Origin of the sequence: Actinosynnema sp. CS-041913 (assembly GCF_050942485.1) — a bacterium.
GTDB lineage: Bacteria > Actinomycetota > Actinomycetes > Mycobacteriales > Pseudonocardiaceae > Actinosynnema.
The window spans coordinates 3,548,388-3,574,343 of sequence record NZ_CP192037.1; the positions used below are offsets into that span (position 1 = coordinate 3,548,388).

Below are 25,956 nucleotides of genomic sequence, written 5' to 3' on the forward strand. Positions count from 1 at the left end.
CGGCATCGAGGTGGAGCCCGCAATGCCCAGTGTGGAGCGCGATCCCCGACTGCGTCGAGTCGTCATCGGCGTCGACACCCACAAGCACGTCCACGTCGCCGTCGCCCCGGACGACATCGGCGGCCGCCTCGACACCCGGTCCTTCCCCGCCGACTAGGACGGCTACCGGCAACTGCCGGACCGGGCCGCCGCGTTCGGTGCCAAGCGGCTCGTGTTCGGCATCGAGGGCACCGGCTCCTACGGCGCCGGCCCGACCTCCGCCGTGCGCCGCCGCGGCCTGGGCGCGGTCGAGGTGCTGCGCACCGACCGACGCGACCGGCGGCTGCGCGGCAAGAGCGACACCATCGACGCCGGGAACGCCGCCCGCGCCGTGCTCAACGACACCGCCACCGCCGTGCCCGAGACCAACGACGGCACGGTCGAAATGATCCGTCAGGTCAAGGTCGCCAAGGACGTCGCGGTCAAAGCCCGCACCTCCGCCATGATCACCCTCGAAGCCGTGATCGTCACCGCCGACCCCGAGCTGCGCGAGCAACTCCGACCACTGACGAAGATGGCGCTGATCCACCGCTGCGCCGGCCTGCGCCCCGGCACGGTCGACACCGTCACTGCCGCGACCGAACACACCCTGCGCGCCATCGCCCGCCGGTGGCAGCACCTCGACGACGAGATCAAGTCCCATGAGACGCTGCAGGGCGAGCTCACCGAACAGCTTGTGCCGCAACCGGTCGATGCCTTCGGCATCGGCGCCGACACCGCCTACGAGATGCTCATCGTCGCCGGCGACAACATCGACCGCGTCCGCTCCGAACCGGCCTGGGCCCGCCTCTGCGACGTCGCGCCCATCCCCGCATCCTCCGGCACGACCAACCGCCACCGCCTCAACCGCGGCGGACACCGCCAGGCCAACGCCGCCCTCTACCGCGCCGTCATCGTCCGCATGCGCTTCCACCAACCCACCATCGCCTACGTCACCCGACGAACCGCCGAAGGCAAGACCACAGCCGAGATCATCCGCTGCCTCAAACGCCTACCGGCCAGGGAAATCCGGGCACTGCCACGACCGCTGCGCAGCCAGCCCACCAGCACCGCACAGGCCGCTTGACAACTATAGGAGCGTCAACGCCATGGCCGAGGCGTTCAAATCTTCAAGGCCGAACTGGTCCGCAACAAGGGACCCTGGCGCGGCGTCGACGACCTCGAGATCGCCGTCGCCGAGTACATCGACTGGTACAACCACCGGCGGCTACACGGCGAACTCGGCCTGATCCCGCCCGTGGAACACGAGGCCAACCATCACCACACAACCGCACCCGTCCCGCCACCGAGCGGGTAATCACACCCTCCAGCAAACCCGGTACTTGACAGTCCTCGGCGGTCGTGGTAGCCGAACAGGACACGTGCCAACGACCAGGTAACATCGTGCCAATCTCGTGCGGTCGCGACCTGCTGCGCGGCGAGGAGGCAGCAGTGGTTCGCGTCGAACCACGTCATGATCGCGCGATCGTCAGGCGCCAAGGGAAGCGGCTCGCATCCCGCGACCGGCCGGCTGAGCTGGAGCGGGGTCGCACGGGGGTTCAGGTGCCGATCGCCCGCGTGAGCGGTGTGCAGGTAGAAGTCGACCACTCGTCGCAACGCCGATGACCGTTCCGATTCCCCGCAGAGGTCGTGGGCGTGCAGCCGGATGAGGTCGTGCATCCGGTACCGGCCCGTACTGTGGCGGTCCACCAGACTGGCCTGCAGGAGCACGCGGAACGCCGCGTTGGCAGCGGATATCGACACGGCGGCGAGGCTGGCCGCGGCTGCGGCGTCGATGTCGGGACCGGGCGCGATCGCGAGCAGCCCGAGCATGCGCCGCGGCCCGGGGGCGAGCGCGCGCAACGACCAGTCCAGCACGGCGGGCAGGCTCGACGCCGGGTCCTCGTCGGCGAGCGCGGCCAGCCGAGTCGGCGGGTCTCTGAGCTCTTCCGCCAACTCCGCGAAAAGGACGTGCGGGTCGGCCTGCGCACGTCCCGCGACGACTGCTAACGCCAATGGATGCCCAGCGCACAACCGGAGCAGTTCCGACACCGCGTCCGACGCGTTGTCTACCCTGGCGACGCCGAGCCTGGCGACGAGCAGTCGACGTGGTTCATCCTCGACGAGAACCCCCATTCGGATGAGGTTGGCGCCGAAACGCGTCACGAGACCGGCGAGGTGACGGCGACTGGTCACCACGACCGCACACGTAGACGCTCCCGGCAGCAGCGGAGCCACCTGCTCCACATCGGCGGCGTTGTCGAGCACGATCAAGATCCGACGGCCTTCGGCCAGACTGCGGAACATCGCGGTCCTGGAGTGCAGGTCGGGTGGCACTCGCCAGGGCTCGACATTCAGCGCCTCGAGAAAACCTCGAAGCACCGCGGTCGGTTCCAGTGGTGCGGCGGGCGAGAACCCAAGCAGGTCGACGAACAATTGCCCATCGGGGAACCGGTCGACGTGGTGGTGCGCCCAGTGCGACACGAGCCAGGTCTTGCCCATCCCGCCTGCTCCGGCCACCACGGCGACTCGCCCTGCGTTGCCGTGGTGTTCCGGGGTCAACGCGCTGGACAACGCAGCCAGCTCCGGTGCGTGCCCGACGAACGCCGCTGGCACCGGAGGGAGCTGGCGCGGTGTCGGAACCGCGGGGTGCGGAGAGTGAACGTGGACACCACCGACGACCGTGCCCGCCTGCAGGACCACTCCGGATACCGCTGCGGCGGCCACTTCATTGCGCACCCCGGCGTCGACAGATCCGCTGAGGCTTAGGGATCCGGAAGCGAGGGTCGTGTCATCGCTACCGTGTTCGATCGTCATTTCGTGTCCAGAGTGTCATTCGCGTGATGCGAAACGTGAGTTCCTTGAATGGTGATACGTGCACCGGGAACTGCCCTGACGGTGGCGTCTGTCAACCGTCGGGGCGCCTTCATGCGCGCAGTGGTGTCCGACTCGGCTTTCATCAATTCACGGCTGAACGTGCCGTCTTTGATGAACAATGCGGCCTCGCCGGAAACCTGCTCTCACCAGTTTCTGTCGGATTCCCGGAGCGAGTCGATTCCAGTCCGCGCGGGTCAGGTATTGCCAAGCGCCGTACATGTTCTACGGGCGCTCGCCCGACTTGGCGAATCGGAAACATGGATGACGCACTTGTGTGCGCGCAACACCCGTGGTTGCGCTTCGACCGCACGTACGAGTTCGTGTTGTCGAGGTCGGAGCGGTCGCGGCAGTTGCCGTCGACCGCCGCCGAGGGGTTGAGTCCTGATGCCACCACGCCGTTCCTGCCCACGGCCGGCACGGGGTAGCAACCCGCGGTCGTAGTCGAACGCGGGTTGCCAGTTCCTGGCCTCGCTGCCCGCATCGGCGGGAAGCGCACCCGGAGGCGCGGCCTGCGCGACTTGGGGCAAGCCCGTCATGAGCGCCACGACGCCCGCGATAGTGACGACCATTCGCATCCTGCGGCGGGGTCGTCCTTCCATTGGTTCTCCTCGTTGAATCCGCCGACGCCGAAGACCGGGCACTCGATCTCACGGCGCTCTGCCGATGTGCGAAAGCCTCGGTTTGGAGGCGGATGGTCGTCCAGCGGGTTGCCGCGACTCCCGGCGCCGTCTTCGACGCTAGCCGCTCTTGCGCCGCTGACCAGCGCAATCGTGTCCCCGGGATATCCCGGGGACGGGCGGCTCTGGTCTTGGGGCAAACTGGAACGGTGCGGCACCAACCCTCCCGGACTCGCAGTGACCTGCTGGCGGACTTGGACCGGGCCCGAAAAACCCTCAAGTGGTCACTCAAAACCCTTGCCGACAAGACGGGCGCGAGTGACACCAGTTGGAATTACTGGCTAAGAGGGACGCGGGCTGTTGCCGATGAAATGGTGCTGCGCGCGACCGAGGTGATGATCTTCGCGCTGGACCGGAAGGTCGAACTCGGAGGAGCTGGTGCGGAAGACCTCCAAGCCGTGGGCGAAGCGCGGGACTTGCTGCGCTCGGTCCGTGAACATTGGCGGCACGCGCGAACCGAAGCGGAGCAGGCGCAGGAAGCACCCAGCCCGCCGCTGCTGAACGCCGACCTCACGGCGGCGGCCGACCGGCTGGCGATCGAGGTCGCGAGCCAGTGGGCCGCGGAGGCGGACCACAGGAGGCTCCGCGTTCCGATGCCGGTGCCGATCCGTTGGCGGTGGGCGAAGGGCATGACCAGCACGGTGGAGGTCGTCGCGAACGTCCCGCCGCGGCGAAGACCGCTGTTCCCGCCGCTGCGCGGGGTGAGCGCGGTCGGTCCGGCGGGTTTGCGGTCCGGTGGGCTGCGGGACCTGTTTTCCGTGTACGCCGGACTCGACGGCGGGCGCACCGTGATCCTCGGCGACGCGGGTTCCGGGAAGTCGGCCGCCACGATCCTGACGCTGATCGAGGCGCTTGCCCACCGGGCGGGGCTGGTGGCGCAGCAGCGGGCGGCGGTGCCGGTGCCGGTCCTGTTCACCACGAGCGGGTGGGACCCGGGCGATCAACGGCTGGGGGAGTGGCTGGCCGAACGGTTGGCCGTGGACCACCCGTTTCTGCGCACCGAGCAGTTCGGCGACAGCATGGCCGCCCAACTCGTCAAAAGCGGTGGAGTCGCGCTGTTCCTGGACGGGTTCGACGAGATGGACCCGCGGTTGCGCGCGGCGGCGCTGGACGACATCCGCAAGCCGTCGACATTCCGCCTGGTGCTGGCGACCCGGACGAGGGAGTTCGCCGACGTGGTGGTCACCGGCGAGCACGTGCACGCGGCCGCGGCGCTCGAACTTTTGCCGGTCCCGGCCGCGGACGCGGCCGATTACCTCGACGGGCTGAACCGCGACGACGCCGCACCGCAGTGGACACAGCTGACCGCTCACCTGCGCGAGCACCCGGACAGCGTCGTCGCGCACGCCCTCGACTCCCCGCTCACCCTGACCCTGCTGCGTGACCACACCGACGCGGACCTCGTTCGAGACCTGCTGACGCCGGGCAGGTTCAACGTCCGGGAGGAGGTGGAGAACGCGCTGCTCGACCGCTCCGTCGGGACCGGTGAGCACCGAGCGCTGCTGACCTTCGTCGCGGCGCGGATGCTGGAACAGGGCAACACCCGCGACCTCGCCTGGTGGCAGATCCACCAGTGGGTGAAGCGGTGGCACGAGCGTGCGGTTCGCGTGAGCGTTCCCACGGTCATCGGGATGGTCGTGGGCGCGGTGTCCGGGCCGATGATGTTCGGACCGCACGGCAGGTACGTGGTCGACGGATCCACCGGGGCCGCTTTCGGCCTCGTCTACCTGTCCGCGATCGGCCTGGTGTTCGGTCTGCTGACCGGTCTCATGTCCGAACTGCGCCATTCCCGCCGGTTCACCAGGGCCAGCGGCAACACCGCGGCGTTCAGCCTCGGCGCGGGGGTGACGACCGGGGTCGCCACGGTCATCGCGGTGGGGAACCAGACGCAGTGGGGCCTGGGAGTCTTGGCGGGACTCGGTGCGGGCGTGGTGGTCTGGCGTGGGCCGAGCGGCGCTGTGGCTCCGCCACGGACGGGCGAACGCTCGCGGTGGCGATCGCTCGCGAGCCGGTTCCACCCGTTGTCGGGTCTCGCGGGCGGACTGCCCATCGGGCTGGCGTACGGGTTCACCGACGGACCGCGGCAGGGTATCGGCGCGGGCCTGACGATGACGTTCGTCTTCGGGGTCATGGTCGGCTTCGGCCGTCCGTCGATGCAGACCGCCACGGATCCGTATGTGGCATGGGTCCAGGACGTGAAACGCGCCATCACCTTCGGTCTCACCTGTGGGTTGGCCCTGGGCGTGCCGCAAGGGGTGAAGCACGGGGTGCTCCACGGACCGTTGGCCGGGGCGATCACCTTCGCGGCGATCACGGTCATGGTGGGACTCGCCCTCGGCATCGGTTCCTGCGATGCGTGGCGGACGACACTGGTGTGCCTGCAATTGAGGCTGCGCGGCATCCGGATGCGCGGCGTTTTCTCCCTCGAGGTACAGCGCGACCGCCGCGTACTGCGTACCGTCGGTGCGCTCTACCAGTTCAAGCACCCTCGCCTGCAAGACCGGCTCGTGGACGAAAGATCGGCCGGTTGACGCGTCCGCTCCGCGATGAACGGCCGTGAGGGTCCAACCTGCTGAAGATGATGGGCGCTCGTCTGTTTTGATCTTCGATACCGTCAACTGCTCGACCTGCGCACCGGTGAGCCCAGGTGCCAACTCGGGCGGTCAGCCGAGCCCACTGCGGCGCGTCGCCGTCGAGTTCAATCAGTCGAGGTAGGCGGCGGCGTGCATGTGCTCGCCGGCGACCACCGCTTCGGCGAACTCGCTCGTCCAGGTCAGGACGCACCAGCCGAAAGGTCGAAGCAGAATTTCGACCTTCTCGGACTCGTGGCGACCTTGGTCAGGCCGGCCCTCGCCAGGGTCCTGACCCTCGTCCGGTGCTTCGACGGCGTCCCTGCGGAACTGCTCGGGGCACTTCGACTTGCCTGACACGGGGGCATCCCCCCAAGACCGCCCCAAGACCGCTGTCTGGGATCAGGGTGTCCGATTCAAGGGGACAACCTCCATCTGCCGTTTCGGCGTCCTGGTCTGTATAGGGTCGCGGTAGTGAGGAGCGCCGGGTGCGGCGTGATTTCGCCGCACCCGGCACCTCGGGGGTTCTGTTGATGGAGCCGTTCGAGGTGGTGTTATTCGATTACGCGTACGTAGAAGTGGTCGCCGTCGATGATTCGGTCGTAGGAGTACCAGGTGCCGATCCAAGTCCCCGACGCGCTGTTGTCGTCCTCGGGGATCGACTTGACGGAGAAGTTCCGTTGCGGGTTGTACGTGCGGGAGGCTCCTTCATGCGTGCTGGCGAAGGGGTACTCGTCGCATTGGTAGCCGTCCCTGGGGTACTCGCCCGGTGGCATTTCGCTGCTTCTGCAGGTGCGCAACGCCTCGTCCCGGTTCTCCTCGCGCCACCGGTCGTTGTGCTTGAGGCGGTGCAGGGGCGATCCGCCGATCGCGCCGGGGATGGACTTGCCCGTCACGGCCGGGATCGTCTGCTCCGGGTGTTCCATGGCCTGCTTGTAGTGCAACCCGGATTCCCTCATGGCGGCGAACTCAGGTGTGTTGATCGGGAAGTTCATGACAGGGTCGACGTCCGGGAAGATCGTTCCGGACTTGCCGTTCGCGGACATGTACCCGGCCGAGTCGAACCGTAGGCGTAGGTCCACCGAGTCGACCTGTTTGAAGCTGCCGTCCTGTCGATGGACCTTCACCCGCACGTACGCCTTGCCGTAGCCGAGCTGCTCGGGGTTCAGCACAGGGTTCGGCCGGGGTTCGTGGCCGATCACATCGCCCCTGGCGTCTTTGTTGTTCATCCATTCGGCGATGGTGCGCTGCACCGGCGGCGTGTCCGGATCCGATTCGCAATCCGTGGTCTCGACTTGTGGAAGGCACCTGGCCTCGACGCTGACTCTGAGTCCCTCGTCGACGGGAAGGACGTGCTCGAACCGCGAGACGGAGATGGCGAAGCGGCCCTGCCGGTAGTAGTCCGACCCGAGCCCGATCACAGTCACGGTGAACGTGATTCGGCGTCCATAGCACACGTCTTCACCGTGCACCCTGTGGCAAGCCATCTTGAAGTGGACGGTGTTGTCGGCTGCCCAGCATGAGGAGTAGCGGTTCTTGATCGAAAAGTGCTCACGGACCACGTCTGCCGTCTTGGTGCACTCGTCGTAGGTGAAATGTTCGTACTGGAAAGCCGGTGGGGTCCACCCGGTCGGGCCGACCTGCCGCACTGCGTTGACCCCTTCTGCGTACTGTCCGCTGCCGCCGTCCTCCGCCCGCACCGTCGGCAAGCTCCGCAACGCCGGCGGTGCGGGCTCGGCCTGGTCCTGTGCCGGCTCGGAGTAGTTGCCGACGATCTCCGCGAACTTCTCGCTGCGGTCGTTGTAGACGGCGATCCAGGAACCGTCCGGCCGTCCCGTTCCCGAGATGGCCTGATCACTGAGCACACGTGGCGCGTCGCGGCCGGTGAGCTCGTCCCACTGGTCCGCCGTCGTCATCCCGGTGGTCGGGTCGAATCCGAAGCGGCCGGCGAACAGGCGGCCGTCCTCAGCGCCGGCCAGGATGGACAGCCGCCCGTCCGGGCGCAGGATCACGGCGGGTTTCCCGGTTCCGACCGGGCCGGTGAGCGTGGACCACGGCGCCCATGAGCCTCGGGGCGAGGTCTGACGCTTGGTGGCCACTTGGCCGCCCTGGGTGCGCACCACCAGTTCCATGCTCCGGTCGGCGTGAGTGATGAGCTGGGCGTGCCGGTGGAAGCCGGAGTCGCTGAACTGCTGCCATGTCGAGTACGGGCCGCCCGCGACGGCCTGCGAAGCCTTCCAGAGGGTCTTCGTCTTCCAGGATGTGGCGACGACTTCGAAAGCGTCGCCGACGCCCCTGCCTACGGTGACCGGATTGCTCAACCCGGTGCCGCCCAGAGACTCCCAAGTTCCCCAAGGACCATCCTTCGCCTGCTGCCGGAGCGTCCACACGGCGCCGTCGCTGCCGGCGACGAACACCGATACCGCGTCGCCGGCGCCGCGGATGACGGCCGGCGCGTCGTGCACCTGCGGACCACCTAGCTTCGACCAGTCGGCCCACGACCCGTTCCGGCCCCGCTGTGCGGTGGTCCACAACGAGCCGTCGGTCCCCGTGGCGACGATGCGCAGGGAGCCGTCGTAGGTCTCGACCGGCACGCTCGACTCGAGCCATACGATGCCACTGGGCGGCAACTGCTGCCGGAAACCGTGGCCGTTCGGCGCATCGAGCGAGATGTGATAGCCGTGCCCGGACGGGAAGTCGAGGTAGTGCACACGACCATCTGAAGTAGCCAGTACTGTCGGCGCCGAGGGTGACGTCGGCGGAACCCTCGGTTCTGCCGTCGAGTTGCCGGTCGCGACCGTGATACCCGCCGTGAGCAGGATCAGCACGGTGCCGATATCGATGAACCGTCTCCGCCGTCGGAACCCACCGGACGGCAACGATTTTTTTCTGGCATGGGAAAGCAAAACAACCCCCCTCGGGTTGTGTATCGAACCCCCATCAACATCGTTTCGCCGGTACATAATCTGGTCTAGACCCATTCGGGCCAACTCCGGTTACACACCCCACGCCAGCAAGGGCGACGAGGGCGTTGCGCCACACTCGCTCCAGCCATCGGAACGAACTGCGGTGCGCACCGCAACACACGTCGGTCCGGGTGGTGCAGAATGGGCACCGTGGACGCATCAGTGGTCGACTCCTGGCGTGGAATCACGTCCTGGCTTGAGATTCACGCTCCCGTGACCTTCGCGGCGCTCGCACCGCCCGCATCCGACGAGGACCTGCGTGCGATGCGCGACGATGTCGGGAAGAACCTCCCGGACGACCTGATCACGTGGTGGCGACTGTGCAACGGCACCGGACTGGCCGACGGCAACGGGATGCTGCTGCCACCGTTCTTTGAACCCTGCTCCCTGCACGACGTCCTCGCCAAGCGATCGATCAGAGTCGGCTCCGGCGCACCCACCGCCATCCACAACGCCACCGCCGCCACCGCAGGCAGCCCTGCAGGGGCGTTCCTCGCGTCTTTCGTGCCCATCGCCGCGGACGGAGGAGGAGACCTGCTGTTCGTCGATCTCCGCCCCGGCCCCCGACACGGCTGCGTCCAACACTGGAGCGGCGAGGACGGCACCGACGGCGGACCGTGGTGGACCGGAGTCGCCGACATGCTCGCCGACGTCGCTGGCGCCCTGCACACCGGCTCCGAAGCCCGCCGCCGCTACGTCGAAACGCGTGAACAGCATGTCCAAGCCTCTACCAACCAGGCAGCAGTCGACGACGGGCGCCTGGTCTGGACATCCACACCGCGCGATCACCCACTCCTCGGCCGGTGAAGCACCACGGTGTCCCACAACGACGAAGGCGCCGTATCCACACCCCGCCGGAGGCCGGTACGCAGCCGGTGGCGCTCAATCGTGATCGCGACGGGCCTCGTGGCACTCGGGCCGGTCACGGCAGTGCTGATTGCCGCTCCACCTGTCGGACCTGCCGCCACGGGCGGACTCTGCCTGATGTGGGGAACACAAGTGGAGGTTCCCCGCGACGTCTGCGACCGCGTGTCGACCGACTCCGCTCGACGCGGCAGGATCACCGAAACCCAGCGCGCCGACGCCGAGACCGCGTTCACCCCGGCCGCACGCGTGCTCAGCCTGCTCGGCAACTGCTTCACCGACAAGGGCCTACCCTGCCGTCGTGAACACGAACCCAGACCGCCTGCCCAGGCCGACGCCGACCGCTTGATCCGGGACGCGAGCGCAGCCGGCTTCGATCGAACCAGCGCCCGCGTCGCCGACAACGATGACCCGGCTCCCGTGGGGAGCCTGCTGTATGCGATCCAGATCGACGATCACATCTGCATTGTGGGATACCTGCGACAGGTTCCGTCGGGCCTGAAAGGGCACGACATCGTAGGAACCCTGCCCCACGGCAACTGCCTCGATAGCTGAAAATCCGACGGGCTCGACGGTCGACCCGAGGTTGCCGACGAGTCGGTCGGCGAACGCGCGATAGATCCCCGCGCTCGTGCGGTGGTGCAGGGCGGATGGGCTGTCGTCGGCCAGGACGGAGGCCGTCCCGGCGATCAATGGGTTCCTGTCCCGGTCGACGCTGTCGAGCCGCGCCAGATGTTCTCGCACAGCGCTTTGGAGCACAGCGGACTGTTCGCCGCGGTGTGCGAGCCATTGTGCGTCGAAGCGGCCCAGAGCATCGGGTTCCAGAGGCTGCAGGACGTAGTGAGCGGCCCTGTCCGGGACGAGGTCGTCTTCGACGGGGCGGGAGGTGATCATGAACTGCTTTGAGCTGGTCACCCGCTGCGGCTTTCACCACAGTCGGTCACATCAAGGTTGTGGAGTGCCCTCCTGCAGTGAGTGGACCACACAGTCGGTTACAGGGGGCGCGGTTCCCCGGCGGATGCCCTCCTCAGGCACTCGCGGGCGGATCGCACGCCTTGCTCGTCATTCGACTCGGTGTAGGCGGCCAGGGCCTCTCGGTAGGCGGACATCGCCCCCGTCGTGTCGTGGTCGTGCAGGCAGATGCCAAGGCGCAGCCATGCGCTGGCCTCGTGCCTGACGTCGCCGATGTTGTAGAACAGGGCGATCGCCTCGCGGAACGCGGCTTCGGCGGTGGCGGTGTCTCCCGCCTCGTCGTGCAATTCGCCGAGATTGGCCTGGGTCATGGCCTGCCCGAAGTAGTCGTCGTGCGCCTGGGTGAGTCTCAGCGCGGCCTGGTGGGCCTCGGCCGCTCCTCGCCTGTCACCCGTCCGCAGCAGGACCATGCCCAGGTTGTTCGACGTCATCGCCTCACCGTGCTGGTCGCCGATCCGGTGGTATGTGCGAACGGCTTCCCGGTGCGCCGCCGCGGCTCCGTTGAGGTCGCCGTCGGCGGCTCTCGCGTTCCCCAGTTGGATCCACCGCTGCGCGACCATCCCGGTTGGGTGCTCTCCGCTCTCCAGTTCGATGCTCCGCCGGTACGCCTCGTCGGCCTCCGCGGGACGCTCGAGTCGCAGGTAGGTGGAGCCGAGCCCGGCCCACGCGAGGGCCTCGGCCGCGGTGTCGTGGAATGCCCGGCAGATCGCGATGGCGCTGTGGCACACATCGACGGCGTCCTCGCCCAGACCCGCATCCACGAGGATGTCCGCGACCAGCGTCCAGGCCTGGATCTCGTTCTCGTGGGCGTCGACCTCGCGGTACATGCCCGCGGCCCGCTCGAGGGCGAGGACCGCTTCGTCCATCCGGCCGCCGGCCGCGAGCGCGCTTCCCAGGTTGCGCCATGCCCCCGCCTCCCGTCGGGGGGCACCCGACCGCCGGTAGGCGTCGACGGCGTCGCGGCAGGATCTGATCGCCTCTTCGTGTCGCCCGAGGGACGTCAGCACGGAACCAAGGTTGTTGCGGCCCTTCGCGGCGAGGTGGTCGTCGCCGTTGCGGGTGTGCAGGTCGATCGCGCTCCGGTAGAGGTCCATCGCCTTCCCCGGCAGTCCGACCTCACTGAGCGCAACTCCGAAGTTGTTGGCCATCTCCGCCCGTACGGAGAGGTCGTCCTGCCGGCAGGCGACCACGTAGCCGAGTTGCGAGGTCGTGAGTCGGTCCATCAGGTAGCCGCGGCTGTCCTGGTACACGCTCAGATGGCTGCACAGCGCCATCGCGGGATGGTGGTGGTGACCTCCTGCGGCCAATCTGCGGGCGACGGTGAGCAGGGCGGGGTACTCGCCGTCCAACCAGCGCAGGGCTTCCCCGGAGTCGGTGAAGCGGTTGTCGGGCCTCTTGGCCTGCAGTGCCGTCAGGTGGCCTACGGCGTCCTGGGTGGAGAAAAGGTAGTGGTTGACCAGGCGGAGGTCGGCGGCGACGAGATCGGCCGGTGTGAGGTCCGCGTCGTGCGTCTCGGTGTGGGCGCGAACGAGGTCGTGCATCCGCCAGCGCCGATCGGCGTGGGCTAACAGGTGGGCCTGGCGCAGTGCGCGCAGCAACGGGGCGGTGCGGGCTTCGGACGAGTCGGCGAGCATGGCGGCGACCCCTGTGCCGCAGTCCGGCACGGGAGCGAGGCAGAGCAGCCGCAACAGCTGCGCGGCGGGCAGGTTCCGACGGACCAGGTGGTGCCAGGACAGGTCGAGCACTGCCGACAGGGCCCGCTCGCCGTGGACGAAACCCACGATCCCGGCTTCGGTGAGTTCGGCGGCCAGCCGGGAGGGGGATAGTCCCGGTTCCTCGGCGAGCAGGGCCGCGACGATGCGCAGGGCGAGGGGTAGCCGCCCGCACGTGCGAACCAGTTCCCGCGTCCCGACGGGGTCGTCGGAGAGCCGTCGGTCGTGCGGCGCCACGTCGCGCAGTGCCTCGTCGAGCAGCACGGTGGCCTTGTCCGCAGCCAGAAGGTCGAGGGAGAAGCCGCGGGCGGCCGGAATGTCCAACGTGTCCCTGGTCGTGACCAGGACCCGGTGCGCGGGGTGGGCGGGGATCAGACCTTCGACCTGCCGGGCGGTGGAGACGTTGTCGAGCACCAACAGGACTTCCCGTCCTGACCGGGCCATCTCGTCGAGCACCCGCTGATAGACCGCCACCGACTCGCCGGGATCGGCCGGCGCGCCGAGCGGGTCGACGCCCAGGTGCCGCAGCAGGGGGCGCACCACCGATTCCACCGGAACGCCGCCGTCGGCCAGGTAACCCCGCATGTCCACCGAGAACGCGCCGCCTGGGAACCAGCCGGCTCCGACGGCCGCCCTGGCGCAGTGCAGGGCCAAGGCTGTCTTGCCCACCCCACCCATGCCGGCGACACACGACACTGTGCTCCCGGAGCCCGGCCGCAGGCGGCCGGACAGACGCTCGATTTCCTCTTCCCGTCCCACGAAGATGTCCGCGCCCGCCCTGCCATGTAGCGGCAGCACCAGGGCGGCCGGGGGCGGTGACGGCACCGCGCCGAAGTTGACGGTGCCCACGACGCCCGCCTGCACCAGGTTGGTCACATGGTCGGCATTGGCGGAATTCTCGACCGATCTATCCGGTTGCACGCGCAGATGATGGCGGACCCTGGCGGCGCCGGTGGTCACCTACCCGCCAATCACCGGTCCGTCGCTTCAGCGGACCAGTCGCCCGGCGTCCGGCGTCTGTGGTGGCACGGTCCTCCGGCAAGCCGAGGAAGATGGCCAGTACCAGTGGCGCCGGGACACGCGGGCGAGGTCGGGATGGACGCGGCCGGCGCCGGGCTGCGCGTGCCGATCGACAAGGACGGGGTGTCACCGCCGTGCGCGTGGAATTCGGTCGACGAGCGGGGGATGGTGATCGGCCACCGCTTGTGGGACGCCTGAGCCGAACCGCTGACGTCGTCGCACGTCGGAGTGAAGCGCCGCCACTGGGCTTGTGAGCCTTTCTCGACGGGCAAGACTTGTCGGTGGAGCACGCCGACCTCCTGGACGGCGTCCAAGAGGAAGGGGCCTCGTGTGCTGGTGCCCGCAGCAGGGGGTGGGAGCGCTCTGCTCGCAGGCGCGAGCGCGGGGGGAGCACCGTTCTGCCACCGGCGCGCTCGACGGCGTGGAGATCATCTTCCTGGACGACGGTGGCGAGCACGTCTCGGGGCTGCGGGTGGCGGCGCCGCTGACCGGGTGGTCGGTGGACGTGCCGTTCCTGCGGGTGGATCTGGAAGCGCTGCGGGAGCACGGTTTCGGCTCGGCGGTGGTGCTGCTCGGCGTCGGTGTCGCCCCAGGCGGTGAGCTGCCGTCCTCCTGGGTCGCGGACGGGGTGACGTTCCCGCTGGCGGGTCAGGTCGTCTGCCTGGCGGTCCGGGGCTCGGACCTCGACAGCGGGTACGAGCTGTTCGGCGCGTTCGGGCCCGAGCTGGTTCTGCCCGGCACCGGCGACCTTGTCGGTGTGCCCGGCTTCGGTCCGGTCGGGCCGGGAGAGTTGGTGCTGCCGGAGGAGATCCCGGCGGCGAGCGCGGTCGCCGGCCTCGACGTGCTGGTGCGGGTCGACGCGCACGGCCTCCGCTGGGCGCGGGTCCGCGCCGGGCTGGTGGGCGCGGGCAGCGAGTTGATCCCCGGCGTGGTGGTGCTGGACGACCTGTGGGCCGAGTTCGCGGTCGGCCTCGACGAGCCCGGCTTCGGCGAGGGGGTGGCCGCGGGTTACGTCGTCACCGCCGTGCTCGGCGCGACGGCGACCGTACTGGGCAACAGGATGTCCGCGACCGTGCACCTGCCGAGCCTCGTGCTCACCGCCGTCCTGGCCGACCCGCCCGAGACCGAGGACCTGGTCGGCGACCGGCTCGCGGACAGCGGCATCCCCGACGGCGTGCGCGTCTCGCACCTGTCCCCGGTCATCCGGCTCCGGGACCTCGGCTACGACCTGTCGTGCGGGCTCGCCACCGACTGGACCTTCTTCGACGGGCTCACCGTCGACGGGCTCACCCTGGAACTCGCGGGCCAAGGCGGTGCACCCGACGACGTGGTGGTCGGCGCGTCGCTGTCCGTCGGGAGCCTGCCGCTGCGGCTGGAGGCGCGGCGCACGGCCGCGGGCGGCTGGTCGATGTCCACGGGCGACGTCGGTAACCTGGCGCTCGCCGACGTCACGGACTGGCTGCACGACACCTGGGGGATCGCCCTGCCCGCGTCGCTGGCCGGACTGGTCCTGCACGGCGCCACCGCCACGTTCGACCCGGCGGCCAGGAGCTTCGCGCTCGTGCTGGACGGCGAGTTCCCCGTCGGCGACCTGTCGGGGGCCGTGCGGGTGCGGGTGCGGTTCGCGAAGGAGGGCGCCACGTGGGTCGGCGGCGTCGAGGGCGAGCTGACCCTGCCCTCGGGTGGGACGGCCGGGGCGCCCGCGTGGATGGACTACCGGCTCACCCTGGACACCGACCCGGACGGCACCGTGCTGACCGGGTCCTGGCGCGCCGATCCAGGGGCGGGTGTGGACGTCCTCGACCTGCTCGGGGCCCTCGTGCCCGGCGTCGAGGAGGTCCGCGACCACCTGGCGGCGCTGGACTGGCCCGATGTCGAGGGGGTGACGATCGCCTGCGCGCCCGCCACGGGCACGTTCGCGCTCGCCGTGGCGGGTGAGCGGATCGGGGTGCTCGGCGCGGTCACGGGCACAGGGCAGGCCCGCGCCCACGCGGTCGTCGTGCGCGGCGCGCTGGAGGTGCGGGCCTCGGACCTGCCGGTGGTCGGCAGCGCGGTGCCCGCGGACCACGACCTGGTGCTCACCGGCCTCGGGTTCCGTTACGCCGCAACGGCATGGACGCCCGAGCAGGTGGCCGACATCGTCGCGGCGCGCACGCCAAGGCCGTCGGACGCGGGCCGGCGCTGGCCATCATCGCCGCAAACCTCTTCGCCACCGGCGACGAAGTGGACAACCGCGCGGTGCGCGCCGTGCCGCGTGACGAGCTCGACCTCGTCGGCATCGGCGTGCACAGTGCACGCAACGCAGTGGACAAGGTGCTTGAGGGCACCCTGGTGCACCCGTAGCGCTCGACGACCCAGGGCCGCCCACCACCGTGAACGGTGTAATCCGCGCGAATGTCGGACCTCGGAGCTAACATGACGGGCCGAGCGTTGCCACCCGAGCCGGAATGAGGCCAGGGATGCACATCTCTACCGTCTACATCCGCTTCTTCCGCTCGTTCAACTTCGATTACCTGCGTAAGGCGCACATCGACTTCGCCCCCGACCCCTGGGACGCGCTCGGCACCGAAGGGTTGCAGTACCCCTTTGTCAGGGTGCCACTCGAGGACGGCGTGACGACCGTGGTCGGGGCCAACGAGTCCGGCAAGAGCCAACTGCTGTCCGCCGTGAAGCACGCGCTCACCGGCGACGGGATCGAGAGGGGGTGACTTCTGCCGGTACTCCCAGTTCTTCGCGGTCGACAGGTCGATGGCGTTCCCCGACTTCGGTCTGGAGTTCTGCGGTCTCGACACGAGTGCCCGGGAGGCACTGGGCAGGGCTTGCAAGACGCGCTTCGACGACGACCTGGACGGCTTCTTGATCTTCAGGATCGGCAACAGGGGGCCTGTCGTCTACACGCGTAGCTCCGATGAGTGGAACAAGCACGTCGTCAAGGACAAGAAACACCTCGACGGCGTCCTCCCTGTCTGGTTCGAGATCGACGCCGGAGTGGCGCTCCCGGAGAGCGTTCCGATCAGGTGCCTCGCGGACGGGACAGCGTCGACGCGCACCGGGCCGCGCAAGGCGCGCCAGTCGTTCCTCAACAAGCTGTTCGACAACGCCCCGAACTGGTTCGCCTCTCCCGAACAGGTCAACGCCTCGGCCTCGACCGTGCTGGAGGCGTTCACGGCGGCCACCAGGGCGACCACGGCGCATGACAAGCAGCTCAGGCTGGCAGACGATCTGCTGCTCAAGGTGGCTAAGATCGACAGGACCGCGTTCGAGGAACTGCTCAAGGCTGCGGACGAGGCCAAGGACGGTTTCGCCAACGGGATCGTCGAGCGGATGAACAGCGCGTTGGCGGCAGCGCTGAACTTCCCGAGATGGTGGTCACAGGACCACCAGTTCCAACTGCTGCTGACCTTGCGCGACCAGGACCTGGTCTTCACCATCCGCGACCGGACCGGCACCGAGTACTCGGCCGACGAGCGCAGTGGAGGGTTGAAATACTTTCTCAGCTACTTCGTCCAGTACCTGGCGCATGAGGCGCCGAAGTCCGGTGCCCGTGAGGTCCTCCTCATGGACGAACCGGACGCCTACCTGTCCAGCACCGGCCAGCAGGACCTGCTGCGGATATTCGCGGACTTCGCGCACCCCCAGGACCCAGACCGACGGCCGTGCCAGGTCGTGTACGTGACGCACTCCCCGTTCCTCATCGACAACAACCACGGTGAACGGATCCGTGTCCTGGAAAAGGGCGAGGGCGACGAAGGCACCAGAGTAGTGAAGAACGCCGCGCGTAATCATTACGAGCCGCTGAGGTCGGCGTTCGGCAGTTTCGTCGCGGAGACGACCTTCATCAGCAACTGCAACCTGATGTTGGAGGGCATGTCCGACCAGGTCATGCTGGCAGGGATGTCCGCCCGCCTGAGGCAACAGAAGACCGGGTCGATGGACAACCTCGACCTCAACACCCTGACGCTCGTACCGGCGGGCTCGGCGCCGCACATCCCCTACCTCGTATACCTGGCACGAGGACGAGACGTCGATCGCCCGGCCGTCATCGTCCTGCTCGACAGCGACGAGTCCGGCAGTCAGGCGAGCAAAGCACTCCGGCGCGGACCGAACGGCAAGCCGCTGATCGACCCCAAGTTCGTTCTACAACTCGGAGACCTCCCCGCCGACGAGGTCGTGAGCACCACCGGCCGCAGCGTTCTCGCCATCGAAGACCTCATCCCCCTGGAGATAGGTGTCGCGGCGGTCAAACGGTACGCCAACGACTTCCTGGAGCCTGCCGAGGCGAGAAAACTCGGCGAGCTTCGCACCACAGACGTGAGGTCCACCGAGGGCAAAGGCACTCACGACGCCCTACAGGAGGCAGCCGCAGGCATCGTGACCGGGTTCCACCTCGACAAGGTCGGCTTCGCCAGAAGCGTCATCGACGCCGTGCGCCTCGACGACAGGCTGGCGGCCGCCGCCGCGACCTTGGACGCAAACTTCCGCGTCCTCTTTCGCGCACTCGGCAGCAAGCAGCGCCAGGCGATGAGAGACATCACCGTCGAGAAGACCGGTTCCAAGATCAAGCGCCTCAAGAAGTCCTTCCTCCTGGACCATCCCGCTGTCGCCACGCGGGAACAAGCCACTCTGCTGCTCGAAGAGATCGAGGCTGGCCTCGACAACTCCGTGGACGCCGAGGACTTCAAGAGCCAAATCCGGGACATACGGCGTACATTCATGCTGGACGACGACCCCACAGAATCCGTAGAGGACTTCGATTCATTCCGAGGCGGGTTGGACGTGCTGGTGTATCACGAGGTCAACGACGCCCAGGAGCGCTAACTGTGCTGCATCTCGGAACGTTGACCCGCTGATCGCGGCGGGAGTCGACATTCGGACCGTGTCCGGGCGACTGGGCCACTCCGGCGGCGGCAGCACCCCACCCTCAGGATCTACGCCGCGTGGGTCGAGGAAGCCGACCAACGCGCGTCGGTGGCGTTGATGAACCGCATCCCCACCCCGCCGGTCACGTTCCCCGGGCCGCACAGCGTGCGCAAGGTCGACCCCCGAAGCCCGTATGAGACGGTCGCAGCCCTGGAACGGACCAGGATCGTGGCCGACGAGATCCCCGACGGCACACCGGCCCCCAGCGTGAAGGAACTCGCGACCCGCCACGGAGTCTCGATCGGCACCGCACATTGGGCGCTGTGCCTGCTCAAGGAGTGGGGCCTGGTCGCCAGAACCGGACGCGGTGTGCGACCGGTCATCGTCCGTACCGAGGGCGACGACGAGGACGCCCCACTCTACGAGGAACAGAACCCGACCGCCGTCGCCCGACTACCGGTCCCACCGGCGCCCGGACACACCGAACCGGACCCGGTCGCCGGTGTGGGGAACCGCCCTCTGCAACTGGAGATCAGCAAGCGGACAGGAACCGACGCGCTGGGGTGATGCTGCCATGCGCGAACCACAACCGCGGCGACAGCACCCACCCCTCGGCGCAAGACAGGGCTCGCTGACCCCGCATTGCGGCATGAGCGTGCGTGCGTTCCGCCCGATCAGCGGTGGCGGAGCTAAGGGCCTGCGGAGAGGGCCGACCACTGCGGCCTCTTGTGGCACGGGCACCGTCACCGACAGCCGGCGCAATGAATGGCTGGCATGATGAGGAGGTGGGGCCTGCAGAGACACCTCCGGACGGCGTGTTGGGGAACTACGTCGTAGGACCGGTGCACGGGCCTGTTGTTCAGGCGGGGGTCATCCGCGGCGACGTGGTGTTCGCACCGCTGGCCCGGTCTGGCTACCTCCATCAGGTCTCGCGGATCGCTCCGGCCGCGCTGTTGGACCGGAATGCGGAGTTGGCGGAGTTGGCGGCCTGGTGCGCCGAGCCGGAACCTTCGTACCTTTGGTGGCGGGCCCCGGCGTGGTCGGGCAAGACCGCGCTGTTGTCATGGTTCACGCTGCATCCGCCCGCAGGTGTCGACGTGGTGTCGTTCTTCGTGACTTCACGCTTGGCTGGTCAGGCCGACCGGGTCGCATTTTCCGAGGTGGTGTTGGAGCAGTGCGCGGCCATGGTGGGAGAGCCCCTGCCAACGCTGTTGACTGACGCGACTCGTGACGGGCACGTGCTCGCAGGCCTGGCATCCGCTGCGGAGGCGAGCGCGCGGTGTGGGCGGCGGTTGGTGCTCGTGGTGGACGGGCTCGACGAGGATCGGGGTGCAGGCGCCTTCCCGGATGCACACAGCATCGCCTCCTTGCTGCCCTCGAGTGGGGTGCGAGTCGTGGTGTCCAGCCGTACCGAGCCGCCGATTCCACCGGACGTGCCCGATGCGCATCCGCTGCGAGGGCTTGCGCCTCGTTCGCTGTCCCGGTCCCTACACGCTCAAGTGGTGAGGGTGGATGCGCGCCGGGAGTTGGTGCGCCTGCTGCGTGGGACCGTCATAGAGCGTGACTTGTTGGGGTTCGTCACGGTAGCGGGTGGGGTGGGTGTCGCAGATTTGGCGGAGCTGTGCGAGACGGACGGTTGGGTGGTCGAGGAGCACTTGGGCGCAGTGTCGGCCCGATCGTTCACGCGACGGGATGCGGGCCGGGCCAAGCGGGCCGGCTACCTGTTGGGGCACGAGGAATTGCAGCGAGAGGCGGAACTGCTGTTCGGACCGCAGGAGTTGACCGGTTACCGTCGTCGGCTGCACCGGTGGGCGGCCGGCTATCGCAACCGGAGTTGGCCATCGAATACTCCCGACTACCTGGTCGAAAACTACTTCGATCTGTTGCGCGCCACCGGCGATATCGATCTGGTGGTGCCGTTCGCTGCCGACCCGGCTCGACATGCCCTGCTGCGGAGACGAACCGGGGGCAACGGGGCGGCCTTGAGGGAGATCGACGCCGCGCGGAGCCTGCTCGCCGCACAGCCGGCCCTCGACTGGTTGGAACACGTGAGACTGGCCATTCGTGAGTCGGATCTGCTCATCGACCTGGTACCGCTCAACGCCGACCTGGCGATGACCTGGGCTCGTCTAGAGCAGTTGGGCCGCGCCGAGGACGCCGCACGGTCGTTGCCCTCCCCGTACGCGCGGGCACAGGCGCTGGCTTCACTGGCAGCCCTCGTGCCCGATGTCGAATGGGCATCCACGCTCGGGGTCGAGGCGGAACGGTTGGCGCGCTCGAAATTGAGTCCTCCTGAGCTCGCGGAGTCGTTGGCCCGGCTCGCGTTGGAGGCTGCCGTGCACGGTCACCAGCCGCGTGCCGATGCACTGGCCGAGGAGGCCGATCGGCTCGCCCGGGCCACGTCGGACGTACCGGTGTTGCCTCGGGTGTTGGCGCACGTTGCCGGGGCGATGAGCGCTGCGGGCCACACGGCGCTGGGTTCGAGCCTGGTGTACGAGGCGACAGGTCTGCTCGCCGGATGGGGCTCCGCTCTCGCGCCGCGTGAGCTGGCAGATTTGGCGCTGACACTGGTGAACGTCGGTCATCTCGACGGAGCACGCGCCGCGGTAGCAGAGGCGGAGGGTCGGGCACGGAACTTGTACGCCGATCACACCGAGACGGCACTGACGTACTTCGTCGAAGCGGTGCCAGCACTGATCAGGGCAGCGACCGCCATCGGCGATCCGGGAAAAGCCTTCAGGCTCGGTGACGAAGCAGCCGCCGCCATCACCGAGGGGAACCTGGACGAAGCCCTGTACCAACCGACACGAGTAGCGCTGATCTACGCGCGGGCCACCATCGACGGGTTCGACGACGCGGTGGCCGCAATCCGGTCGTTATCCCAGGGACGAGCGGAAGCGCTGAGCGAACTCGCCGCGCTGACCGCCGTCGCCGGGGACTTCGCTCGGGCACACGTGCTGGCCACCGAAGCGGAACGTCTCCTCGTGAAGTCTGACTGGAGAGGGAGGGGGCCGTCGGTCAGAGGGGCGTTGGAGGCGGCAGTCCGGCAGTTGGCCGGGAAACCGCACGCTAAGCGCACCGGCCGCAGCGGAGCCAACCGAACCGCAACACCACCACGCGCGGACCGTGGCGTCCACAGACAGCCCGACCGCCGCATCGATCGAACACGCGCACCTCTAGGGGAACGGGAACGCACCGACCTGGTGGAGTCTGCCGCAGCGGCCGGCGACATCGATCGGGCGGTGGACTTGGCACTGCCTCTCACGAATCGCTTCCGCAGGGCAGAAGCTCTGGTTGCCCTGGTGGGTGCGCTGTGCCGGGCGGGGAAGGTGCATCAGGCCGAGGAGTTGATCCCCCTGATCGACAGCGCCTACCGCCGCGCACAGGCCACGAACGCGTTCGTGGCGGGTTTGGCGTCGATCGGCGCGGTCGACAAGGCCGACGCCGTGGTCGAATCGATCGCGGACCTGGACGACCGGGTTGGTGCCTTGTGCGCCTGGGCGCGCATCGCGATCGCCGCTGGAGACCCCACGCGTGCGGCATGGCTGGTCGCCCGCGCCGAAGGCCTGGTGCGACGTGGCATGGACGGTACCGCCGCGCTGGTCGAGATGACGAGCCTCCTCCTGTCCATGGGACACCTCGACCGTGCCGAGGCCATCGCCCGCTCGATACGCGCGTCCCACGCGCGGGACCGCGCAGTCACTGACGTTGTCCGCACGCTCACCGAGACCGGCGCCGTCGACCGCGCGCACGCGGCTATCCACGCCCTCTCGTCGCCTCGCCTGCGAGCCACCGCTCTGGCCGACTTGGCCGCCGTGCTGACGATCACCGGAGATATCAGTCTGGTCGATGCCCTCGCGACCGACGCCGTCGACGTGGTCAAGGACTCAGGACCTCGAACCGAGTGGCACGATCCCCTGATGACCCGCTTGGTCGGCCTCCTGCTGACCGGCGGACGACCGGCACAGGCCGAGATGGTCGCCAGGGCGATCGTCGCGGGCGAGGCGCGCGGGAATGCGCTCGCGTGTGTAGCCACGCAGGTCGGGAAGTCGGATGCCACCCGACTTCTGGGCGAAGTCTTGTCCATGCGCCACTGGCCGGCGATCATGACAATTCTGTCGATCGTCCAACCAGACGCCATAGCGACGTTGGCCCGAGAACTACTACCTCCAGCCTCGACGACCTAACGTGGGATACCTGTGACTACATCAGACTCGCACAACCCGGCCTTGCAGTCCCGCCACACGAGACGTCACTGGCCCATGCCGGGCGGATATGGGCACAGACAAGGAGACCGATTCGACTTCGAAAGCCACAACGAACAACGACCACAGATTGATAAATATCTCACCACCTGCGACTCCACCCCGGCCCGCTAACCGTCCGCTCATCGGGCAGAAGCGGACGTTCGCCGAAGCACTCGGTGGGCGGCATTTGAGTGCATTCGGAGCGTTGAGCCGCTGGAGGTGTAACAGCCACAACATTGCGCTGGCGAACCGCCGTGGCCTTCGTGCCGAGGGTGACACCGTCCGGCTCGCGGCGGTAGTCGGCCGGTGTGCGCAACGGTTTCGGGGTCCGCCCGGACACCGGTCATCTGGTCGACCATGGTGACCGCGCACCGGATCGCCGGCTCGCCGAAGCCGGGCTCGGCGTGCCCGCGGTCATGCCGACCACCCGGTCCTCGGTGTGCGGCTCGGCCCGGCCCGTGACGATCACGTTGGGGCGAAAGCGGTTCATCGGCACCGGGGCCGCGCCCCGGGCCGGGATCCTTCAGTACGGACGGGACTCCCGCACCGGTGGGAGTATCCGATCGTGGGCGGGTTCCCAGCGCACGTTGAGGATCGCCACCGACGACCGGTCGGCCGGCGGCGCTGGACGCCGGAGGCGGAAGCCGCGTTTCGAGCGAGCGTCGGCCGGTATCGAGCCATGCCCGATCAGCGGTGGGTGCGGACGCTGGACCACGGTGGTCGACGGCGCGATGTCCGATTGGTTCAAGACCGGGGTGCCGGCTCCGTGATGGTCTTGGGCCGTCCTCTGTACCGATCTTCCGGGAGAGCCGCAATGAGGTTCGGTTACGCCACCGTGTACGTCTCGGACGTGGTCCAGGCTGTCGACTTCTACGAGCGGGCATTCGGGCTCGCGCGCGCGTTCGTTCACGAGTCGGGCGATTTCGCCCGGCTCGATACCGGTGGGACGGCGCTTGCCTTCACCAGCCACCGGTTGGGGGCGGAGGCGGTGCCGGTGCCCTACGCCGCCCTCGACCCTGCCATGCCACCGGCGGGACTCGAGTTCACCTTCATCACCGATGACGTCGCCGGCAGCTTCGCCCGCGCGGTCGCGGCGGGTGCCAGCGCCCTGGCCGAGCCGCACGACACGGCCTGGGGGCAAGTGGTCTCCTATGTCCGGGATCCCTACGGCGTCCTGGTGGGACTCGCCTCGCCGGTCGACGGGTAATGACCCCGTCGAAGTCAGTCACCGTCGGTTGGACGAACGTACTCATCTCGGCAGAAACGGACACTCGCCGAGGCGCTCGGTCTGCGGCGTGGCGGCGCGTGGGGCCCAGGAACCGATCGGATCGGTTCGCTGTGATCGGGCGCGGTCGGGGTGCCTTCGGTCAAGGTTGACGAAGGAAGGAGGGCCTCATGATCTCGGCACTCAACCGGCTGGTCGATCACGTCGAGGAGCGCTTGGGGGAGGAGTTCGACGTCGACGGGTTGGCCGGGACGCTCGGCACGACCGGGTATCACCTGCGCCGGATGTTCTCGTCGTTGGCGGGCATGCCGCTGTCGGAGTACGTGCGCCGGCGCCGCATGACCGTCGCCGCGGCCGACGTCATCCGGGGCGACGACCTGCTGGGCATCGCCGTCCGGCACGGGTACGGCTCGACCGAGGCGTTCGGACGCGCGTTCCGGGCGGTCCACGGCGCCGGCCCCGGTGACGTCCGCCGCGACGGAGGCCCCCTTCGCGCACAACCACAGCTCAGGTTCCGCCTGACCGTCGAAGGGACGAATCCCATGGACACCCGAATCACCGACCGCCCCGCGTTCCGGCTCGTCGGACACGCCGCCCGCGTCCCGCTGATCCACCACGGGGTCAACCCGCACATCCGGCAGCACATCGCCGCGTTGCCGCAGGAGGAGCACCTACGGCTCAAAGTCCTCGGCGACACCGAGCCGGCGGGCTTGCTGCAGGTCAGCGACGACCTCGACCCCGAAGCCACCGAGGGCAGCGAATTGACCTACCTGCACGGGGTCGCCGTCTCCCGGGACACGCCGGTCCCCGACGACCTCGACGGCATCGAGGTGCCGGCCGGCAGGTGGGCGGTCTTCCGCGCCGAGGGCCCGTACCCGCAGGCCCTGCAGACGACCTGGGCCGCGACCGCGACCGAGTGGTTCCCCTCCAACCCATGGCGCCTGCGGCCGGGCCCGTCGATCGTCACGGTCCTCGACCGCGCGGACGACTTCAGCACCGCGACCTGCGAGCTGTGGCTGCCCGTCGAACCGGCGTAACCGACCCTCCCCGGGACCAATCCGCACAGCATCAAAGGCCCGACCCGGCCGCCTCTCCGTCACCCGGTGAGGGAGGGCTGCCGGGTCTGTCAAACGAGCGGTTCTGTCGCTGATTGCGTGATCAACGATTTCAGTTGAGTAGGCGAGATACCACGACTGTTGCTACTGGTTGAGCAGGATCCGCTTGCGCAGCAGGGCGAAGCTCGCCCGTCCGTAGGTCTGCCGCTTGAGCAGCTTGATCTTGTTGACGACTCCTTCGGTGGGACCGTTGCTGTGGGGCAGGGTCAGCCCTGCGAGCACCGCCTCGTTGTCCTTGCGCAGACCGTGGACGAAGCGGTGCAGGGCGGGCAGATCGTCGGCCAGAACCGCGTCGATCCAGGCGTGGAGATCGTGCCCTCGGCGGCGGGTGAGGATCGCGGCGAACTCGCGGACCCGCTGGGCGAGCGTCGTCATCGGCGGACAGCTGGTGATCAGTTCATCGAGGTGGCGACGGTGGTGGGCGGGCAGGTTCTCGGGCTTGCTCGTCAGCCAGGTGACCAGGCGTCGTGGCGAGGGCGGGACGCGGTCGGGTTCGGCCCGGCCTTGTTTGAGGTAGCGGACCAGCAGGTTGGCGCTGCCGGGGTAGCCCAGGGCGCGGATCCCGGACGGGCAGGTGGGTGACCGGGACGTCGGGTCGCTCCGCCAGGCGGCGGCGCAGGTGGTCGCGGTAGGGATCGACCATGCTGCGCCGGTAGGGCGGCGGGCGCCGCAACTGCTCGGCGGAGGGGATGCGGGCGTAGCGCTTGACCGTGTTGAGCGACACGCCGAGTCGTCGTGCGCATTCCAGCAGGCCGATGCCTTGGTTGAGCAGGTCGTGGACCGCGGCGTAGCGCTGCAGGGTCCGTTCCTCCGCGGCCCGGGTGCGTCGCTGC

General features: G+C 68.6%; 20 protein-coding genes. 14 read left to right on the forward strand and 6 right to left on the reverse strand.

What is annotated here, in order from left to right:
* Positions 1–22: 22 nt before the first annotated feature.
* Genes ACQPZF_RS16960 through ACQPZF_RS16970 form a run of 3 tightly spaced genes read left to right on the forward strand, consistent with a single transcriptional unit; the run spans position 23 to position 1,336 of the window.
* Positions 23–157 (forward strand): hypothetical protein, encoded by a 135-nt coding sequence (locus tag ACQPZF_RS16960; RefSeq protein WP_433272655.1) that lies wholly within the window; start codon positions 23–25, stop codon positions 155–157.
* Between the two features lie 54 nt (positions 158–211).
* On the forward strand, positions 212–1,105 hold the full coding sequence (locus ACQPZF_RS16965; RefSeq protein ID WP_433272657.1) for a transposase: 894 nt from the start codon (positions 212–214) through the stop codon (positions 1,103–1,105).
* A gap of 39 nt (positions 1,106–1,144) precedes the next feature.
* Positions 1,145–1,336 carry an IS3 family transposase gene (locus ACQPZF_RS16970; protein WP_433274587.1) on the forward strand — a complete coding sequence of 64 codons (192 nt, stop codon included), beginning with the start codon at positions 1,145–1,147 and terminating at the stop codon, positions 1,334–1,336.
* Here the strand turns inward: ACQPZF_RS16970 and ACQPZF_RS16975 are convergent.
* Both ACQPZF_RS16975 and ACQPZF_RS16980 read right to left on the reverse strand, forming a co-directional pair.
* A complete protein-coding gene (locus tag ACQPZF_RS16975; protein ID WP_433272659.1) occupies positions 1,297–2,835 on the reverse strand; it encodes an NB-ARC domain-containing protein in 1,539 nt (512 codons plus the stop codon). The genes ACQPZF_RS16970 and ACQPZF_RS16975 overlap by 40 nt on opposite strands.
* A gap of 142 nt (positions 2,836–2,977) precedes the next feature.
* Positions 2,978–3,376 (reverse strand): NPP1 family protein, encoded by a 399-nt coding sequence (locus tag ACQPZF_RS16980; RefSeq protein WP_433272661.1) that lies wholly within the window; start codon positions 3,374–3,376, stop codon positions 2,978–2,980.
* 507 nt (positions 3,377–3,883) lie between these two features.
* Between ACQPZF_RS16980 and ACQPZF_RS16985 the strand changes: the two genes are divergently transcribed.
* Positions 3,884–6,103, forward strand: a complete 2,220-nt coding sequence (locus ACQPZF_RS16985; RefSeq protein WP_433272663.1) for a hypothetical protein — start codon at positions 3,884–3,886, stop codon at positions 6,101–6,103.
* A 171-nt stretch (positions 6,104–6,274) separates the two neighbouring features.
* Here the strand turns inward: ACQPZF_RS16985 and ACQPZF_RS16990 are convergent, their stop codons facing one another.
* On the reverse strand, positions 6,275–6,502 hold the full coding sequence (locus tag ACQPZF_RS16990) for a hypothetical protein (protein ID WP_433272665.1): 228 nt from the start codon (positions 6,500–6,502) through the stop codon (positions 6,275–6,277).
* Positions 6,503–6,696: 194 nt separating this feature from the next.
* Positions 6,697–8,970 (reverse strand): NucA/NucB deoxyribonuclease domain-containing protein, encoded by a 2,274-nt coding sequence (locus tag ACQPZF_RS16995; RefSeq protein ID WP_433272667.1) that lies wholly within the window; start codon positions 8,968–8,970, stop codon positions 6,697–6,699.
* Positions 8,971–9,249: 279 nt separating this feature from the next.
* Here ACQPZF_RS16995 and ACQPZF_RS17000 point away from each other — a divergent pair, with 279 nt between their 5' ends.
* Positions 9,250–9,915, forward strand: coding sequence for an SMI1/KNR4 family protein (locus tag ACQPZF_RS17000; RefSeq protein ID WP_433272670.1), 666 nt, complete (start codon positions 9,250–9,252; stop codon positions 9,913–9,915).
* Positions 9,916–9,996: 81 nt separating this feature from the next.
* Complete coding sequence (locus tag ACQPZF_RS17005) at positions 9,997–10,527, forward strand: hypothetical protein (RefSeq protein WP_433272672.1); 531 nt, start codon at positions 9,997–9,999, stop codon at positions 10,525–10,527.
* 437 nt (positions 10,528–10,964) lie between these two features.
* Here ACQPZF_RS17005 and ACQPZF_RS17010 read toward each other — a convergent pair whose 3' ends face one another.
* Positions 10,965–13,616: a tetratricopeptide repeat protein gene (locus tag ACQPZF_RS17010; protein ID WP_433272674.1), complete on the reverse strand. Its 2,652-nt coding sequence runs from the start codon at positions 13,614–13,616 to the stop codon at positions 10,965–10,967.
* Positions 13,617–13,721: 105 nt separating this feature from the next.
* On the opposite strand from ACQPZF_RS17010, the gene ACQPZF_RS17015 reads away from it, so the two are divergent.
* The 8 genes from ACQPZF_RS17015 (at position 13,722) to ACQPZF_RS17050 (ending at position 25,045) form a co-directional block, all read left to right on the forward strand.
* The gene (locus tag ACQPZF_RS17015; RefSeq protein WP_433272676.1) at positions 13,722–13,874 is read left to right on the forward strand and encodes a hypothetical protein; all 153 of its coding nucleotides are present in this window, start codon (positions 13,722–13,724) and stop codon (positions 13,872–13,874) included.
* A gap of 223 nt (positions 13,875–14,097) precedes the next feature.
* Positions 14,098–16,095: a hypothetical protein gene (locus ACQPZF_RS17020; RefSeq protein WP_433272678.1), complete on the forward strand. Its 1,998-nt coding sequence runs from the start codon at positions 14,098–14,100 to the stop codon at positions 16,093–16,095.
* A gap of 40 nt (positions 16,096–16,135) precedes the next feature.
* A complete protein-coding gene (locus ACQPZF_RS17025; RefSeq protein ID WP_433272680.1) occupies positions 16,136–16,384 on the forward strand; it encodes an AAA family ATPase in 249 nt (82 codons plus the stop codon).
* A 40-nt stretch (positions 16,385–16,424) separates the two neighbouring features.
* Positions 16,425–18,494 (forward strand): ATP-dependent nuclease, encoded by a 2,070-nt coding sequence (locus tag ACQPZF_RS17030; RefSeq protein ID WP_433272682.1) that lies wholly within the window; start codon positions 16,425–16,427, stop codon positions 18,492–18,494.
* 159 nt (positions 18,495–18,653) lie between these two features.
* The gene (locus ACQPZF_RS17035; RefSeq protein ID WP_433272684.1) at positions 18,654–19,103 is read left to right on the forward strand and encodes a GntR family transcriptional regulator; all 450 of its coding nucleotides are present in this window, start codon (positions 18,654–18,656) and stop codon (positions 19,101–19,103) included.
* 275 nt (positions 19,104–19,378) lie between these two features.
* A complete protein-coding gene (locus ACQPZF_RS17040; RefSeq protein ID WP_433272686.1) occupies positions 19,379–22,723 on the forward strand; it encodes a hypothetical protein in 3,345 nt (1,114 codons plus the stop codon).
* 874 nt (positions 22,724–23,597) lie between these two features.
* Positions 23,598–23,990 carry a VOC family protein gene (locus tag ACQPZF_RS17045; RefSeq protein ID WP_433272688.1) on the forward strand — a complete coding sequence of 131 codons (393 nt, stop codon included), beginning with the start codon at positions 23,598–23,600 and terminating at the stop codon, positions 23,988–23,990.
* 188 nt (positions 23,991–24,178) lie between these two features.
* Positions 24,179–25,045, forward strand: coding sequence for an AraC family transcriptional regulator (locus tag ACQPZF_RS17050; protein ID WP_433272690.1), 867 nt, complete (start codon positions 24,179–24,181; stop codon positions 25,043–25,045).
* A gap of 162 nt (positions 25,046–25,207) precedes the next feature.
* Here ACQPZF_RS17050 and ACQPZF_RS17055 read toward each other — a convergent pair whose 3' ends face one another.
* Positions 25,208–25,759 carry an ISL3 family transposase gene (locus tag ACQPZF_RS17055; RefSeq protein WP_433274589.1) on the reverse strand — a complete coding sequence of 184 codons (552 nt, stop codon included), beginning with the start codon at positions 25,757–25,759 and terminating at the stop codon, positions 25,208–25,210.
* Between the last annotated feature and the right edge of the window lie 197 nt (positions 25,760–25,956).

Coding starts and splice junctions, on each gene's coding strand:
- ACQPZF_RS17025 (WP_433272680.1), top strand. CDS start 16,136: ATGCACATCTCTACCGTCTACATCCGCTTCTTCCGCTCGTTCAACTTC.
- ACQPZF_RS16975 (WP_433272659.1), bottom strand. CDS start 2,835: ATGACGATCGAACACGGTAGCGATGACACGACCCTCGCTTCCGGATCC.
- ACQPZF_RS17030 (WP_433272682.1), top strand. CDS start 16,425: ATGGCGTTCCCCGACTTCGGTCTGGAGTTCTGCGGTCTCGACACGAGT.
- ACQPZF_RS16960 (WP_433272655.1), top strand. CDS start 23: ATGCCCAGTGTGGAGCGCGATCCCCGACTGCGTCGAGTCGTCATCGGC.
- ACQPZF_RS17045 (WP_433272688.1), top strand. CDS start 23,598: ATGAGGTTCGGTTACGCCACCGTGTACGTCTCGGACGTGGTCCAGGCT.
- ACQPZF_RS17050 (WP_433272690.1), top strand. CDS start 24,179: ATGATCTCGGCACTCAACCGGCTGGTCGATCACGTCGAGGAGCGCTTG.
- ACQPZF_RS17000 (WP_433272670.1), top strand. CDS start 9,250: ATGGGCACCGTGGACGCATCAGTGGTCGACTCCTGGCGTGGAATCACG.
- ACQPZF_RS16980 (WP_433272661.1), bottom strand. CDS start 3,376: ATGCGGGCAGCGAGGCCAGGAACTGGCAACCCGCGTTCGACTACGACC.
- ACQPZF_RS17035 (WP_433272684.1), top strand. CDS start 18,654: ATGAACCGCATCCCCACCCCGCCGGTCACGTTCCCCGGGCCGCACAGC.
- ACQPZF_RS16985 (WP_433272663.1), top strand. CDS start 3,884: ATGGTGCTGCGCGCGACCGAGGTGATGATCTTCGCGCTGGACCGGAAG.